The following is a 14,370-nucleotide window of genomic DNA, read 5'->3' on the forward strand; positions in this document are numbered from 1 at the left end:
CCCACTCCCCTCTATTGCGTTCGCAGCAAATCTCCCAATTGCAGCGGGCTATGACGAATGACCATGGTTGGGACAATGCTGCCGTTCGACGTGCGCCGCTCAAACGGCAGACTTCGCCGCAACCCGCCTTAGCTAGCGTGAGATGGGGCGGATGGGGGTCTGGGGCAAAAGGTTTCCGGCTCAGGTGTCAACACCGGGACAAAAAACGGGCCAGGCTGTCAAGACCGGTCGACAGCGAGCACTGGCGCACTTCGGTGATTACCTCTGCGGTCGGGGATCCCCGAGTCCGAAGGCATACTCGCTAATCAGCGAGCCGCAGACACCGTTATTCCCGCTACATCATCTAGTGGAAGCTATGCACCACAATCATTGCTGGCGACGTCACCGACACGCTGGATCTGGCTTTGCCCCATACCACCTGCCCCCACGAGTTGCACAGTGGCAAGTGGTATGGCTAGCCGCTCATCCTTTAGGTTTCAGCGTCAATGGAAGGCCGGCGAACATTATGACTGCCTCTTCAACCACTGCCGCTATTTCCTGATTGATGCGGCCCGCAACATCGCGAAACCTTCTGGCAAGGGCGTTGTCGGGTACAATGCCCAGACCCACTTCGTTGGCGACCAGAATGACCGGCCCCCGTGCGGCTGAAAGCGAGCGCGCCAGTCCTTCCGTAGCGGTAGCAGTATCGCGTTCCGCTAGCATCAGGTTCGAAGCCCACAACGTCAGGCAATCGACCAGCACCACCGTTTCCGGCGTGCTATATGCCGTGATTGCCACCGCCAGGTCCAGCGGTGCCTCGACAGTTGACCAGCGCGGACCGCGATCGGCGCGGTGCAGCGCGATTCGTTCGCGCATCTCATCATCGAAGGCCTGGGCTGTCGCCAGATAGACCAGTTTACCTGTCAGGGTCTCTGCCCGGCATTGGGCAAAGCGGCTTTTGCCCGAACGAGCTCCGCCCAGCACCAGCAAATGGGGCAAGGCACTGCTCATGCACTGTCTCTCGCTGGGACGGAGGCGGGGCGTTCCGCCATCGCCAGCGCCACCAGCGCGTCGATATCGAGATCCTCCTCCAGCGCGACTGCGATCTCGTCAAGCGCCGCCTCGACGGTGAAGCCATAGTCCACGCCCCCGGCTTCTACATCCATGCGCGACAGTAGTGCCCGGCGCAGCTCCGCATCGGCCAGCAGGCCGTGGACATAGGAACCAAACACCGTTCCGCCTGCATTAATCGCGCCATCGCAGCGTCCATCGGAAAGCAGGGCGAAGGGCCGCTGCGTGTCCGGCCCGCTGGTTTGCCCCATGTGCATTTCATACCCCTGAAAAGGCGCGTCCATCGCCAGCCCGCTGACCGGGCGCAACGCCTTGTGGGCGTGCAAGGTTGATTCGACATCAAGCAGGCCAAGGCCGCTGGCAGCGCTGGCCGGACCTTCAATCCCATCGGGATCTGCGATACTTTTGCCGAGCATTTGGTAACCACCGCAAATCCCAAGGATCAGCCCGCCACGCCGGTGATGCGCCAGAATATCGATGTCCCAGCCTTCGTCGCGCAAAGCGGCCATATCGGCAATGGTCGCCTTTGATCCGGGCAGGATGATGAGCGCGGCTTCTGCCGGAATCGGCTGACCGGGCGGAACCATGTGCAGTTCTACCTCGTGTTCGAGCTTCAGCGGATCAAGATCATCGAAATTGGAAATGCGCGGCAGGATCGGACAGGCGATCATGGTGCGCCCCCCTGCGCGCATCTTGCCGCGTTCCAGTACCACGGCATCCTCGCTTGGCAGACGCGCGGTGGCCCCCAGCCACGGGACAACACCTAAACCCCGCCAGCCTGACAAGCTTTCGATCTGGGCATAGCCATCGGCGAACAAGGCGGGATCGCCCCGGAACTTATTGATGATGAAGCCCTGGATCATCGCCGCGTCGGCCGGGTCGATAATCGTTTTCGTGCCAACGATGGCGGCAATTACTCCGCCGCGATCAATATCGCCCACCAGCACGACTGGCACGCCTGCCGCGCGCGCAAATCCCATGTTGGCAATGTCGCCTGCGCGCAGGTTGATTTCCGCAGGAGATCCTGCGCCTTCGACCACGACGATGTCGCAGGCCTGACGGAGCCGCTCATAGCTGGCCAGAACTTCGCCCAGCAAAGCGCCCCGTGCCTGCCGGAAATTGCCCGCGCCCAATGTGCCTCGCACCCGGCCATGCACTATCAGTTGCGATGTGCGATCCGCCTGCGGTTTCAGCAGCACCGGATTCATGTCGGTATGCGGCTCCACCTTGCAGGCGATCGCTTGCAAGGCCTGCGCCCGGCCGATCTCGCCGCCATCGCTGGTGACGGCAGCATTGTTCGACATGTTCTGCGGCTTGAACGGCAAGACCCGCAAACCCCGCTGCACCAAGGCGCGACACAGCCCCGCCACCAGCACGGATTTGCCCACATCAGAGCCGGTGCCCTGAAGCATTATAGCGCCCATGCTGCACCTCCTGCAATTCCGGCCGCTATCAACCACAGGCACAGACATGCACGGGCGTAGATGCCCAATCCGCGCTGAATATCCTCTGCCCGGGCCGGGCGGTCTCCCTCCCCAATCCAGAGCTTGTCCGAAAGAATCCCGTCATAAGCGATTGGCCCCGCCAGACGCAGCCCCAGCGCCCCGGCCATCGCGGCCTCGGGCCAGCCCGCATTGGGCGAGGCGTGCCTGGACGCATCGCGCCATACTATCCGCCAGCCACCCCCGCCGCACAGGCAGATCAGCAATCCCGCGAGACGCGCTGGCGCGAGATTCATCGCATCGTCGGTGCGGGCCGCAGCCCAGCCATAGGCGCGCCATCGCTCCTCGCGGTGCCCAATCATGCTGTCGGCGGTGTTGATCGCCTTATAGGCCCAGATACCGGGCAGCCCCAGCACCAGCAGCCAGAACAACGGCGCGACCACCCCGTCGCAGAAACTTTCCGCCAGACTCTCGATCGCCGCTCGGGCAACACCCGCTTCATCAAGCGCCGCCGTATCACGGCCAACGATCATGCCGACTGCGGCGCGCGCGCTGGGCATATCCTGCCGCTCCAGCGCATCGGCAACGGGGCGCACGTGGTCGTACAGGCTGCGCTGCGCCAGACCCGGCCAGGCCAGCACAGCGATCAGGGGCCAGGCCCAAGGCCCGGCGATTGCCACGAGCAGACTTTGCAGCACCCAGCCCGCACCGCCCGCCACACCCAGCAGGAGCAGGACGGTGACCGCCCCGGCCATGCGCCGCTGTCCATCGGACCGCGAGGGGACATTCCAGCGCCGTTCCAGCGCGGCGATAATCCGCGCAAAGATGCCCACAGGATGGCCGATCCGGCGATACAGCGGCTGAGGCCAGCCCACTGCCGCGTCGAGCACCAAGGCCAGGAAAGCAGTCAGATCAATCATCAGCCAGCGCCGCATCAAGGCGATCCAGCGCCTCTCGGTCGGCGGGCAGGCCCAGGCGCAGCCAGCGCGGATCGTAATCGAACGGCCGCGTCAGGATGGCATGGCGCGCAAGGCGTTCGAACAGCGCGGCGGCATTGTCCGTTTCGATCAGCCGGAACAGCGGGCAGGCACCTATCGCGCTGAAACCTCGCCGCGCCAGCACCGCGTCCAGCGCATCCGCCTGTTCAAGCAAGGCCATCCGCATGGCGGCTGTCCAGTCCACATCCTGATATGCCGCCGTGCCGATGGCCAGCGCCGCTGCCGATAGCGGCCAACTGCCCAACCGCTGCCGATATTGCGCGATCAGCGCGCGCGGTCCCAGCACAAAGCCGAGCCGCACCCCGGCCAGCCCGAAGAATTTGCCGAACGAGCGGAAGATGATCAGCCGCTGTTCGTCCTGCACATGGGCGGCAAGGCTGCTGTGCGGGGCGGCATCGGCAAAGGCTTCGTCCACGACCAGCCACGCTGCGCTGTCGCGCCGCGCCTCCAGCCAGCCCAGCAGCGTCGCGGGCGGGGTGATCTGCCCATCGGGGTTGTTGGGATTGGCGATGATGAGGGTCGCTTCCTCTGTCCCCGCCAATTCGGTCAGGGCTACGGGACGGCTGCGGGGAATCATCTCGCCATGGGTGCGATAGCTGGGCTGGGCATGGATAGCGGGGCCGGGCAGGATATCGCCAAGCATGCGCAAGCCGATCTCCGTGCCCGGAACAGCGCAGACATGGGCAGGGTCCGCGCCGAAACAGGCGGCGGCGGCGGCCTCCAGATCGTTCAGCGCGCCGGTGTCGGGCAGCGCCTGCCAGTCCACTGCCAGATTGTCCGCGCCGGGCCAGCCATGCGGATTGATGCCGGTGGACAGGTCGATCCACGGCGCCTTGCCCATGCCGAACTGCGCCATGGCATCGGCCAACCTGCCGCCGTGAAAACTAAAACTGTTCATGTCGTGTGTATCCATAGGCCCGTGATTGCCACGCTCAGCAGCAAGCCGGTTTCGATCAACTCGATGCCTGCACCATGGCCATCGCCGGAAATCCCGCCCAACGCGCGGCGCACGTGCCTCCCCCACCACAGAACGAGCAATGGTGTGACAAGCAGCGCCGGAGTGAACCACGCCGCCGCTGCCAGCGCGGCCGCCCAGCCCGCAAGATCGATCGCGCCGATGGCGGAACGGAATCGAGCCGCCAGCCCCTGATGCAGCGGCATCAGCCACCATGTCCACACCAGCGGGCCGATGCGCGCGGCAAACGGCACCAGTACCAGCGCGCCAAACGCCCGTGCATCCACCAGCATATCCAGCAGCACCAACTTGCTCAGCAGTTGGAGCACAATCGCGACAACGCCGAAGCTGCCGACATGGGGATCGGCCAGAACGGCCAGCAGCCGCTCGCGATCTTTATGCGCCGCGCCGCTGGCATCGGCGAGGTCGGCCAGGCCATCAAGGTGCAGCGCGCCGGTCACGCCCACCCAGACGATCAGTGCGGCTAATGTGCCCAGCCGGTGATCGACCAGCGCGCCTGCCCATGCGGCTCCCGCAACCGCTGCACCAATAACCAGGCCTACAGCGGGAAACCAGCGCATCGACCGGGCAAACGCGGCATCATCCACGACTATTGTCCGCAGTGGAGTTGGCATAGGCAGCCGCGTCAGGAATTGCAGGGCGATGATGAAGCCCCTCACGGATAAAGCCCCGCGATCTGTGCCGTGGGGGTTGCTCCGGGCCAGACGCGCAACGTCAGCAGGCAATTGTAGGGCAGGTCAACGGCCCACGTCTGGTGCATGTCAAACCCGCACAACACCGCCAGCGCCGCCCGCATCGCGCCAGCGTGCGTGACGATCAGCGTTGGCCGCGCGGCCAGATCGTCAATGGCAGCGGACACACGCTCCACCAGCGCCGACCAGCGTTCTCCACCGGGCGGCGCATGGCCATCGGGATCGTCCCAAAACCGCGCCAGCGCCGCGCCTTCGACATCGCCCGGCGCCATCCCGTCCCATGCGCCAAAGTCCAGCTCGCGCCAGCGCGGATCGATTGACAGCGGCACATCGGTCGCCAGCCCAATGGCCTCGCCCGCCAAACGCGCCCGTGACAGGTCGGACGCGATCAGCACTTCCGCCGCCAGATCCCGCGCCTGATCGGCGCAGGCCGCGATATCGGCGGCCGTAGGCGGCGCATCGGTGCGGCCGATCAGCCGCCCCGCGCCTTCCGGTTCGCCATGGCGCAAGAGGTAAAGTGGAAAGCTGCTCACAAGCCGTCTGCCACCCCGGCCTCGGCAAATGTCGCCATACCATTGTGCGTGGCCAGCGCTGCCCGGATTACCGACACCGCCAGTGCGGCGCCGCTGCCTTCGCCCAATCGCATCCCCAGCGAAAGCAGGGGATCAAGGCCCAAATGCCCCAGCAGTCGGATATGCCCCGGTTCAGCCGAACAATGGCCCGCCAGGCAATGATCGGTGATCGCCGGAACGGCGGCGGCCAGCGGCGCCAGCGCGGCGCAGCTGATGAACCCGTCCAGCACCACCGGAATACGCAGACGGCGCGCCTCCAGCACGGCCCCGGCAATCGCGGCGATTTCGCGCCCGCCCAACCGGCGCAGGATTTCAAACGGGGTGTCCGGCGCATTGGCATGACAGGCCAGTGCCTGTTCCACCACCGCCACTTTGCGCGCGATTCCGCCCGCATCAACCCCGGTGCCCGGCCCGACCCATTGCGCGGGCGTGCCGCCATAACTGCGCGCGCAGAGCGCGGCGGCGGCGGTCGAATTGCCAATGCCCATTTCGCCGACGACCAGCAGGTGCAGCCCCGGCTCCACCACCGCCGCTCCGGCAGAAAGTGCAGCAAGGCACTCTGTCTCGTCCATTGCCGCAGCGACAGTGAAGTCCGCCGTGGGCCGGTCGAGATCGAGTGCAACCACCCGCAGATCCAGTCCGGCCGCCCCGGCCAGTGCGTTGATCGCCGCGCCGCCAGCAGTGAAATTGCCGACCATCGCGGCGGTCACGCTGGCGGGAAAGGAGCTGACCCCGTGGACGACGAAGCCATGATTCCCGGCAAAGATCGCCGCGCGACCCTGTTCGATCACCGGCTGCGCCGTGCCCTGCCATCCGGCCAGAAACACGGCGATGTCTTCCAGACGCCCTAGCGATCCGGCTGGCTTGGTCAGACTGGTCTGCCGCGCGCGCGCAGCGGCGATGGCGTCCGCATCAGCGATTGGCATATCTGCAAGGGCTGCTTCAAACGCGGCCAGCGTGGCAAACCGGCTCATTCCGCGACGAAGCCCGGCGGCGGGGTGCGCGTGATGAAATGGCCCTTCACGCCTTGCGGCCATTGCTTGAACGGCACCCGGCCATGCTCGCTGGCGGCATAGTGGACCGCATAGTCCAGAATGGCGGTAGCGGCGTCCTCGTCCGGGGCGAAGCGGCCCAGCACATAGCCGACCTTGCCCGGCGCGCGCAGGTGGATGGTGCAGAAATCGGTGCAGGCAAACAGGCAGGCCATTTCCTGCACGGCAACCCCGGCATAGCGCGCGTCGCTCTGCTGAACCGAGCGCAGCGCGGCAACAAGTTGCGCGCCGCCGCGCGTTCCGGCGGCGTCCTCACGCGCATCGGCACTGTGGCGGCAGGTGTTGCAGGCCACGATAGCGGGGCCGTCCTCCACGGGTATCAGCATGGTTTTCTGGTCCTTTGATTGATAATCATCGTTCGAACACCCGGTCGGCCCACGGTTCACGCGGCTGCCAGCCGCGCTGTTCCAGTTCGGGGGTGTCGGAAATATCGGCTGGGTAGCCGATGCACAGCAGCGCGATCAGCGACCAGGTGGCGGGAACGTCCAGCAGGGCATGGACCGCCGGGGGATCGACAATCGACACCCAGCCAAGGCCAAGTCCGCGCAACCGTGCCGCCAGCCACAGATTGTGGATCGCCAGCACGCAGGAATAGCGCAACATTTCGGGCATGGTGGCAATGCCAAGGCCGTGCCCCGCCTCGGGCTGTTCGTCACAGAACACCGCGATCAGTTCGGGCGCCTCACGCAGGCCGTGCAGCTTGAGCGACAAGTAGTGATCGTGCCGCTCCTGCCCGGCATAACGCTCTGCCGCATGGGCGCTTTGCCCGTCGACATGGGCGGCCAGCGCCTTGCAGATGTCCGGCGTCCGTATGCGCACGAACCGCCACGGCTGGGCATTGCCGACCGATGGCGCCAGCGCGGCGCAGGCCAGCAGCGCGCGCATGTCCGCTTCCGCCACAGCGCGGCGATCGAATTGCCGCACATCGCGCCGCCAGCGCAGCAATTGCGTGAATTGCTCCGCAAATTCCGCGTCGAACACAGGCGGGGCGTCGCTCAGAATTCGATCCCCGCCTGCGCCTTCACGCCCGAACGGAAGGGGTGCTTCACCATGGTCATCTCGGTGACAAGGTCCGCCACCTCGATCAGCGCGTCGGGCGCGTTGCGACCCGTAACGATCACATGCTTCATGGCATCGCGCGCGGTCAGCACCGCCACCACTTCATCGACCGGCAGATAGTCATACCGCAGCACGATGTTCAGTTCGTCGGCCAGCACCATGTGATAGCTGGGGTCGGCGATCATGCGCTTGACCTCGTCCCAGCCGGCGCGGGCGGCCGCGATATCGCGCGTGCGGTCCTGTGTGTCCCAGGTAAATCCCTCGCCCATCGGCTTGAATTCGACATTGTCCGGAAAGGCATCGAACACGGCCTTTTCACCCGTTTTCATCGCCCCTTTGACGAACTGGACCACCCCCACTTTCATGCCGTGGCCAATGGCGCGAACCACCATGCCCAGCGCCGCGCTGGTTTTGCCCTTGCCCTTGCCGGTGTGGACGATCAGCAGGCCCTGTTCGCGGGTCTTGCTGGCCATGATCTTGGCCTGCGCGGTCTGCTTCTTGCGCATCTTTTCGGCGTGGCGGGCATCGCCGCCTGCAACTTCTACTTGGTTTTCAGGTTCCATCGGCCAATTCCCTTCGCATGAGATAGACATCCATGATCCAGCCATGGCGCGCGCGCAGTTCCGCCCGGCGCAACGCGATCCGGGGACCGGCTTGCGCCAGGGGGCCCTGTTCCAGCGCCTCGTGCGCCATGCCCAGATAAGCGCCCCACCAGATGGTGATGCCTTGCGGTTGCAGCCCCTCGAACGCGCCGCCGCTATCGAGCATGACGACAATCGTGTCGGCTCCGGCAGGCCAGCCATGGGCGCGCAGCAGCCGCCCGGTGGTGATCGTCACCGGGCCGGCCAGCGGGTTCAACGGCATGGCATGGGCGGCGGTCAACGCCTGAAGGCTGGTGATGCCCGGCACCACCCGCACGGTGATTTCAACGCCCGCGCTGCTCAGCCGATCGGCAATGCGCAAGGTGCTGTCATACAGCGAGGGGTCGCCCCAGACGAGCAGCGCCAGTGTGCCGCCACCGGGCAAATGCTGGGTGATCTGCGCCTGCCACGCATCCGCGATGGCATCATGCCAGGCATTGACGTCATCCAGATAAGTGGCCCCATTACCGCGCACTGGCCCACCTCTTACTGGCAGGTCAAATTCCACAATCCGCGTTGGCCCCGTCAGAACCTGCGCGCAGATCTCCCGGCGCAGGTCGATCAGGTCGGACTTGGCCTGCCCCTTGCGCGGCAACAGGATCAGGTCAGCTTGGTTCATCGCCGCCACGGCCTGCGCTGTCAGGTGATCGGGGTTGCCCGTGCCGATGCCGATCAGGTGGAGGTCGATCATTGGGCTTCTCGGCACGAAGCGGGCGCGATCATGTGGAAATAGCTGCCGGTGACATGGCCGCGATGCGATCCGCTTTCGGCCACCGCCGCGCCTTCGGCATCGGTCACAAGCGCCAGCGGCGCGTCGCTTTGTTCAACGATGGTGGAATAGTGGAACTCGTGCCCGCGCAGTCTGGTCCCGGCGGCAAGGCCCGATATCGGCACCAGCAGTTCGGCATGGCGATAGCCAAGGTGCATCTTGCGCTGGGCATGGCTGGTGACCAGCCCCAGCAGCCCGGCCATCCGGTGCCGTTCACCACTCTTGTCGATCAACCCCTGCCCCAGCACCATATAGCCGCCGCATTCGCCGTGAACGGGCCGCGTTTCGGCATGGCGGCGTAGGCCGGACAGGAATGTCGTGGCGGCGGCGATGGTCCCGGCGTGCAATTCGGGATAGCCGCCAGGCAGCCACACCAGATCGGCATGGGCGGCGGGCGCCTGATCGGCCAGTGGCGAAAACGGCAGGATCTCCGCCCCGGCGCGCCGCCAGCCTTCGATCAGATGCGGGTAGACGAACGAAAAGGCGGGATCGCGCGCCATGGCGATCCGCTGGGCCGGAGGGGCGGGCAGCTTGCCGCCGTCGGCTTGTGGTGCGGCACCAGCGGCAAGGCGAATAGCGTCAAGATCGACATGGGCGCGCAGGAACGCTGCAAACTCGGCAATCGCGCGATCAAGATCGGGATGCTCCACCGCCTGAACCAGCCCCAGATGGCGTTCGGGCAGGGTCAGGTCGCCGCGCCTTGGCAGGGCGCCCAGCACGGGGATGCCCACCGCCTCCATCCCCTTGCGGACCAGCCGTTCATGGCGCGGACTGGCCACGCGGTTCAGGATCACCCCGGCAAATGGCAGCCCCGGATCAAGGCTGCTGAACCCCAGCGCGGTGGCGGCGGCGGACTGCGCCTGCCCCGACACATCCAGCACCAGCACGATCGGCCAGCCCATCCGGCGCGCCATGTCGGCGCTGGCACCATTGCCCGACGCACCCTTGCTGGCCACGCCGTCAAACAGTCCCATCGACCCTTCGGCCAGCACCATGTCCGCACCCCCGACCTGCGCCGCAATGCCAGCGATCAGATCGTCCTCCATCGCCCAGCTATCGAGATTGAACGACGGCCTGCCACTGGCCGCGCGGTGAAACGCGGGGTCGATATAGTCCGGCCCGCTCTTGAACGGCTGCACAGCCAGCCCGTCTTCGGTCAGGGCGCGCAGCAGGCCCAGCATCACCGTGGTCTTGCCTGTGCCCGATGCGGGGGCGGCGATCATCAATCCCGGAGTCTGGTGGCGCGCGCTCATTCGACCGCACCGGCAAAGCGTGACGTGGCATCCTGCGGACGATAGCGGCGGTCATAACCGGGCGCGTAAAGGCTGCTTTCGGCAAAATCCTGTGCTGCCAGCACCCGCCCGACAAGGATCAAGGCGGTGCGCTCCATACTGCCCGCCACGGCCTGCTCGATCGTGTCGAGCGTGGCCCGGACAATCCGCTGATCGGGCCAACTGGCGCGCCAGACCACGGTGACGGGGCAATCTGCGCCATAGGCCGGCGTCAGGTCCGCCACCACTTGCGCCAGATTGTGGACCGACAGGTGAATGGCCAGCGTCGCGCCGGTCATGGCAAAATTGGTCAGGCTTTCGGCGGGCGGCATGGTGCTGGCGCGGCCCGGCGTGCGGGTCAGCACCAGCGATTGCGACAGCGCGGGCAGCGTCAGTTCTGCCTCCAGCGCAGCGGCGGCGGCGGCGAACGCCGGGACACCGGGCGTCACGGTAAAGGGAATGTCCAGCGCGCGCAGGCGGCGCAATTGCTCGCCCATCGCCGACCAGACCGAAAGATCGCCCGAATGCAGCCGCGCCACATCGTGCCCAGCGGCGTGGGCGGCGGCGATCTCGGCCATGATCTGGTCCAATTCCAGCGGCGCGGTGTTCACGATCCGCGCGCCCGGCGGGCAGTGATCCAGCACGGCCACCGGGATCAGCGACCCGGCATAAAGGCACACCGGGCACTCTGCGATCAGGTCGCGTCCACGCAAGGTCAAAAGGTCGGGCGCGCCGGGACCGGCGCCGATGAAATGGACGGTCATGTTGGGATTTCCTGAAGGTTGACGCTGGCAGCAATGGCGCACGTCGCCATGCGATCGGGGGAGATGTGGCGCGGCGACAGCAGGCGCGCACCCGCGCCAGCAGCGGCAAGCGCGGACGCTTCGGCAACGCTGCCGACGTGACGAGCGTTCAGGCTGGCGATGGAGCGCGTGGGGGTGGAAACGGCGGCCAGTGCATCGGACGCCACGCCCATCAGCGGCAGGTCCAGCACTTCGGCCAGCGGCACCAGCGCCGCAAGCTTGTCATGCGCCGCAGCCAGATGGGTGACCGGCGGCTGCCCCTGCCCCGCCAGCGCGAACGCGGCGCGCAGCGAACACAGGCTGACGCCCGACCGAAAGCCGAAGCCCGCGACAATCACAGCACCGCGCTCCATTGCACCACCGGATAGCGCGCGCGCCAGCCGTGGCGGCTGCCCAGCGGCGCGGCGTCGGCCAGTTCGATGCGCAGGAGGCTCCCGCCCGTCTGGCCATGCCACCGGGCAAGCAGCGCTTCTGATTCCAGCGTCACCGCATTGGCTACCAGCCGCGTTCCGGCGGGCAAACGCGCCCACAGCGCGTCCAGCAAAGCATCGGACAATCCACCGCCGATGAACACCGCATCGGGCGATGGTCCCGGTGGCAAGGTATCCGGCACCGTCCCGACGACCACCTTCAGCCGGTCAACGCCCAGCGCAGCGGCGTTGGCCCGCACACGGTCCGCGCGCACCGGATCCGCCTCTATCGCGCAGGCCCGGTTGGCCGGGTGGGCCAGCAGCCATTCGATCCCGATCGATCCCGATCCCGCGCCAATATCCCACAGCAGCTCACCCGCACACGGGGCCAGCGCCGATAGCGTCAGCGCGCGTACCGGACGCTTGGTCAACTGCCCGTCGGACGCAAACCAGTGATCCGGTCGGCCCGCCGTCAGCGGCAAGGACGGGCCATGCCCGGCACACTCGATCCCGGCCGCTACCGGATGGGCGATGTCGGTGAAAGACAGCCCCTCGGCGCGCGCGGTGCGAACCCGTTCGCGCGGCCCGCCCAGCGCTTCCATCACATGCAACGCTGACGCGCCAAAGCCTTGGCCGGTCAGATAGTCCGCCAGCGCGGCCACCGCCGCGCCATCGCGCAACAGTGCAATGACGCGCCGCCCTGGTGCCAGGTGGGGCTTGAGCCGATCTAACGGCGCGGCATGGAGGCCAAGACAGGCCACATCCTGAACCGGCCAGCCCAGCCGCGCAACCGCCAGCGTGAAGGTGGAAGGCGCGGGGATCGCAACCCATTCGCCCGGATCAAGCAGGCTCGCCACACTGCTTCCCGCCCCGAACCAGAACGGATCGCCCGATGCCAGCATCACCACCCGCTGCCCGCGATGTTGCATCAGCAGGGCAATGCCATCGGCAAAGGGTACTGGCCATTCGATCATGGTACAGGTAATCGCGGGCAGCAGCGACAGGTGCCGTGCCGGTCCCATGACCAGTCCGGCCTGCGCCAGCGCCGTGCCGGCGGCGGCGGAAAGGCCGTCCGGCCCGTCCTCGCCAATGCCGATGATCGTCAACCACGCTTCAGGAGCCATATCAGCCATGCCCAACGTCCTCCTGCTGGGCGGCACGACAGAGGCCAGCGCGCTTGCCCGCCTGCTTGGCGCGCGGGGCATTGCGACGACGCTCAGCTATGCCGGACGGACCGAAAACCCCCGCGCTCAACCGGTGCCGGTGCGTGTCGGCGGGTTCGGCGGTGTGGCGGGGCTGGCCGATTATCTGCGCCACCACCGCGTGACTCATCTGGTGGACGCGACCCACCCCTTTGCCGCAACGATGAGCAGCCATGCCGTGGAGGCGGCCCGTCTGGCCGGAGTGCCTCATGTAGCGCTGACCCGCCGGGCGTGGCAATCGGTCGCCGGAGACCGCTGGACCCGCGTTGCCAGCATCGACGGTGCGGTGGCAGCGCTGGCAGGCCCGACCCGCCGCATCATGCTGGCGCTGGGCCGGATGCATGTGGCAGCCTTCGCTGCCCAGCCGCAGCATCATTATCTGTTGCGCTTTGTCGATGCGCCAGACCAGCCGCCGGGCTTGCCCCATCACACCCTGATCGTCGATCGCGGGCCGTTCACCGCAACAGGCGACAGCGCATTGATGGAGGCGCACGCCATCGATCTGGTGGTGTGCAAGAACGCTGGCGGGCAAGGCGCTGAGGCCAAGCTGATCGCGGCGCGGTATCTGGGCTTGCCGGTCCTGATGATTGATCGCCCCGTCGTTCCGGACCGGGCCGAATGCTATCGCCCTGAAGATGTGCTGGTGTGGCTGGGTCATGATGCCGAACCCAAGGCCGAGCGGGGCGTATAGAGGATGGGGCTAGGCTTTCGCGCACTTGGGCGTTCGATGATCCGCGTCAGGCTTGATCCGACGATCACCATGGTCCGCATGTCGGCCATGTCTGCACGGGCCTGACCCAGCGGTACGATCCGCAATTGCTCGTCCGGCGTCGATACGGCGCGGGCGAACAGGATCGGGCGATCCGGGCCGCACACTTCGCGCAGCAGGTCCAGTACACGTTCGAAACCTTCGGGCCGGGCTTTTGACCTCGGGTTGTAGAAGGCCATAGCAAAGTCCGCCTCTGCCGCCAGCCGCAACCGTTTTTCGATCAAATTCCACGGCTTGAGATTGTCCGACAGGTTGATCGCGCAAAAATCATGACCCAGCGGCGCCCCCGCCCGCGCGCTGGCGACCAGCATCGCGGTGATGCCGGGCAGCACCCGGATGTCGAGATCGCGCCAGTGGGCCGGGCCTGCCTCCAGCGCCTCGAACACGGCGGCGGCCATCGCGAAAACGCCCGGATCGCCCGATGATACCACCACCACGCGCCGCCCCTGCGCCGCGAGGTCCAGCGCATGGGCGGCCCGGGCCAGCTCCACCCGGTTATCGGACGGATGCAGTGTCAGCCCGGCGCGCGGGGCGATCCGGGCGACATAGGGAATATAGCCGATGACATCGCTTGCCCCGGCCAGAGCGGCGGTGACTTCGGGCGTAATCAGCGCCTCGTCGCCCGGCCCTAGACCGGCGATGGCCAGCCAGCCGCTCATGGCCC

General features: G+C 66.5%; 17 protein-coding genes. 1 reads left to right on the forward strand and 16 read right to left on the reverse strand.

Going from position 1 to position 14,370, the window contains the following annotated elements; translation table 11 throughout:
* Nucleotides 1–462 precede the first annotated feature (462 nt).
* From cobU to F1640_RS02480, 15 genes are read right to left on the reverse strand one after another with little or no spacing between them, the layout of a single operon-like run.
* A complete protein-coding gene (cobU, locus tag F1640_RS02410; protein ID WP_073977033.1) occupies nt 463–990 on the reverse strand; it encodes a bifunctional adenosylcobinamide kinase/adenosylcobinamide-phosphate guanylyltransferase in 528 nt (175 codons plus the stop codon).
* Nucleotides 987–2,474, reverse strand: coding sequence for a cobyric acid synthase (locus F1640_RS02415; protein WP_066653776.1), 1,488 nt, complete (start codon nt 2,472–2,474; stop codon nt 987–989). The genes cobU and F1640_RS02415 overlap by 4 nt, the downstream gene beginning before the upstream one ends.
* A complete protein-coding gene (gene cbiB / locus F1640_RS02420; protein ID WP_066653886.1) occupies nt 2,462–3,412 on the reverse strand; it encodes an adenosylcobinamide-phosphate synthase CbiB in 951 nt (316 codons plus the stop codon). Before cbiB ends, F1640_RS02415 begins: the two co-directional genes overlap by 13 nt.
* Entirely contained in the window at nt 3,405–4,388 is a 984-nt protein-coding gene (cobD, locus tag F1640_RS02425; RefSeq protein WP_073977036.1) for a threonine-phosphate decarboxylase CobD, read from the reverse strand. The genes cbiB and cobD overlap by 8 nt, the downstream gene beginning before the upstream one ends.
* Nucleotides 4,385–5,125 (reverse strand): adenosylcobinamide-GDP ribazoletransferase, encoded by a 741-nt coding sequence (locus tag F1640_RS02430; RefSeq protein ID WP_066653778.1) that lies wholly within the window; start codon nt 5,123–5,125, stop codon nt 4,385–4,387. Before F1640_RS02430 ends, cobD begins: the two co-directional genes overlap by 4 nt.
* Nucleotides 5,122–5,691, reverse strand: a complete 570-nt coding sequence (locus F1640_RS02435) for a histidine phosphatase family protein (RefSeq protein WP_194917570.1) — start codon at nt 5,689–5,691, stop codon at nt 5,122–5,124. Before F1640_RS02435 ends, F1640_RS02430 begins: the two co-directional genes overlap by 4 nt.
* Nucleotides 5,688–6,704, reverse strand: coding sequence for a nicotinate-nucleotide--dimethylbenzimidazole phosphoribosyltransferase (cobT, locus tag F1640_RS02440; RefSeq protein WP_066653783.1), 1,017 nt, complete (start codon nt 6,702–6,704; stop codon nt 5,688–5,690). The genes F1640_RS02435 and cobT overlap by 4 nt, the downstream gene beginning before the upstream one ends.
* Entirely contained in the window at nt 6,701–7,108 is a 408-nt protein-coding gene (locus F1640_RS02445) for a DUF1636 domain-containing protein (protein WP_066653785.1), read from the reverse strand. Before F1640_RS02445 ends, cobT begins: the two co-directional genes overlap by 4 nt.
* Nucleotides 7,109–7,133: 25 nt before the next feature.
* Nucleotides 7,134–7,763, reverse strand: a complete 630-nt coding sequence (bluB, locus tag F1640_RS02450) for a 5,6-dimethylbenzimidazole synthase (protein WP_124810531.1) — start codon at nt 7,761–7,763, stop codon at nt 7,134–7,136.
* 14 nt (nt 7,764–7,777) lie between these two features.
* The gene (cobO, locus tag F1640_RS02455) at nt 7,778–8,404 is read right to left on the reverse strand and encodes a cob(I)yrinic acid a,c-diamide adenosyltransferase (protein ID WP_066653789.1); all 627 of its coding nucleotides are present in this window, start codon (nt 8,402–8,404) and stop codon (nt 7,778–7,780) included.
* Complete coding sequence (gene cobF / locus F1640_RS02460) at nt 8,394–9,173, reverse strand: precorrin-6A synthase (deacetylating) (protein WP_066653792.1); 780 nt, start codon at nt 9,171–9,173, stop codon at nt 8,394–8,396. The genes cobO and cobF overlap by 11 nt, the downstream gene beginning before the upstream one ends.
* Nucleotides 9,170–10,504: a cobyrinate a,c-diamide synthase gene (locus F1640_RS02465; RefSeq protein WP_073977032.1), complete on the reverse strand. Its 1,335-nt coding sequence runs from the start codon at nt 10,502–10,504 to the stop codon at nt 9,170–9,172. Before F1640_RS02465 ends, cobF begins: the two co-directional genes overlap by 4 nt.
* Complete coding sequence (cobM, locus tag F1640_RS02470; protein ID WP_073977031.1) at nt 10,501–11,286, reverse strand: precorrin-4 C(11)-methyltransferase; 786 nt, start codon at nt 11,284–11,286, stop codon at nt 10,501–10,503. Before cobM ends, F1640_RS02465 begins: the two co-directional genes overlap by 4 nt.
* Complete coding sequence (locus F1640_RS02475) at nt 11,283–11,663, reverse strand: cobalamin biosynthesis protein (RefSeq protein WP_066653889.1); 381 nt, start codon at nt 11,661–11,663, stop codon at nt 11,283–11,285. The genes cobM and F1640_RS02475 overlap by 4 nt, the downstream gene beginning before the upstream one ends.
* Nucleotides 11,660–12,868, reverse strand: coding sequence for a bifunctional cobalt-precorrin-7 (C(5))-methyltransferase/cobalt-precorrin-6B (C(15))-methyltransferase (locus tag F1640_RS02480; RefSeq protein ID WP_066673515.1), 1,209 nt, complete (start codon nt 12,866–12,868; stop codon nt 11,660–11,662). The genes F1640_RS02475 and F1640_RS02480 overlap by 4 nt, the downstream gene beginning before the upstream one ends.
* On the opposite strand from F1640_RS02480, the gene F1640_RS02485 reads away from it, so the two are divergent.
* The gene (locus F1640_RS02485; RefSeq protein WP_066653801.1) at nt 12,867–13,628 is read left to right on the forward strand and encodes a cobalt-precorrin-6A reductase; all 762 of its coding nucleotides are present in this window, start codon (nt 12,867–12,869) and stop codon (nt 13,626–13,628) included. The genes F1640_RS02480 and F1640_RS02485 overlap by 2 nt on opposite strands.
* On the opposite strand, the gene cobJ is transcribed toward F1640_RS02485, so the two are convergent.
* Nucleotides 13,592–14,365 carry a precorrin-3B C(17)-methyltransferase gene (cobJ, locus tag F1640_RS02490; protein WP_124810533.1) on the reverse strand — a complete coding sequence of 258 codons (774 nt, stop codon included), beginning with the start codon at nt 14,363–14,365 and terminating at the stop codon, nt 13,592–13,594. The two genes, F1640_RS02485 and cobJ, sit on opposite strands and share 37 nt — an antisense overlap.
* Nucleotides 14,366–14,370: the final 5 nt, after the last annotated feature.

It is taken from the genome of Novosphingobium sp. NBM11 (assembly GCF_015390225.1).
Classification (GTDB): domain Bacteria; phylum Pseudomonadota; class Alphaproteobacteria; order Sphingomonadales; family Sphingomonadaceae; genus Novosphingobium.

Coding starts and splice junctions, on each gene's coding strand:
- cobU (WP_073977033.1), bottom strand. CDS start 990: ATGAGCAGTGCCTTGCCCCATTTGCTGGTGCTGGGCGGAGCTCGTTCG.
- F1640_RS02415 (WP_066653776.1), bottom strand. CDS start 2,474: ATGGGCGCTATAATGCTTCAGGGCACCGGCTCTGATGTGGGCAAATCC.
- cbiB (WP_066653886.1), bottom strand. CDS start 3,412: ATGATTGATCTGACTGCTTTCCTGGCCTTGGTGCTCGACGCGGCAGTG.
- cobF (WP_066653792.1), bottom strand. CDS start 9,173: ATGATCGACCTCCACCTGATCGGCATCGGCACGGGCAACCCCGATCAC.
- cobT (WP_066653783.1), bottom strand. CDS start 6,704: ATGAGCCGGTTTGCCACGCTGGCCGCGTTTGAAGCAGCCCTTGCAGAT.
- F1640_RS02465 (WP_073977032.1), bottom strand. CDS start 10,504: ATGAGCGCGCGCCACCAGACTCCGGGATTGATGATCGCCGCCCCCGCA.
- F1640_RS02480 (WP_066673515.1), bottom strand. CDS start 12,868: ATGGCTGATATGGCTCCTGAAGCGTGGTTGACGATCATCGGCATTGGC.
- F1640_RS02485 (WP_066653801.1), top strand. CDS start 12,867: ATGCCCAACGTCCTCCTGCTGGGCGGCACGACAGAGGCCAGCGCGCTT.
- F1640_RS02445 (WP_066653785.1), bottom strand. CDS start 7,108: ATGCTGATACCCGTGGAGGACGGCCCCGCTATCGTGGCCTGCAACACC.
- cobJ (WP_124810533.1), bottom strand. CDS start 14,365: ATGAGCGGCTGGCTGGCCATCGCCGGTCTAGGGCCGGGCGACGAGGCG.
- cobD (WP_073977036.1), bottom strand. CDS start 4,388: ATGAACAGTTTTAGTTTTCACGGCGGCAGGTTGGCCGATGCCATGGCG.
- cobM (WP_073977031.1), bottom strand. CDS start 11,286: ATGACCGTCCATTTCATCGGCGCCGGTCCCGGCGCGCCCGACCTTTTG.
- cobO (WP_066653789.1), bottom strand. CDS start 8,404: ATGGAACCTGAAAACCAAGTAGAAGTTGCAGGCGGCGATGCCCGCCAC.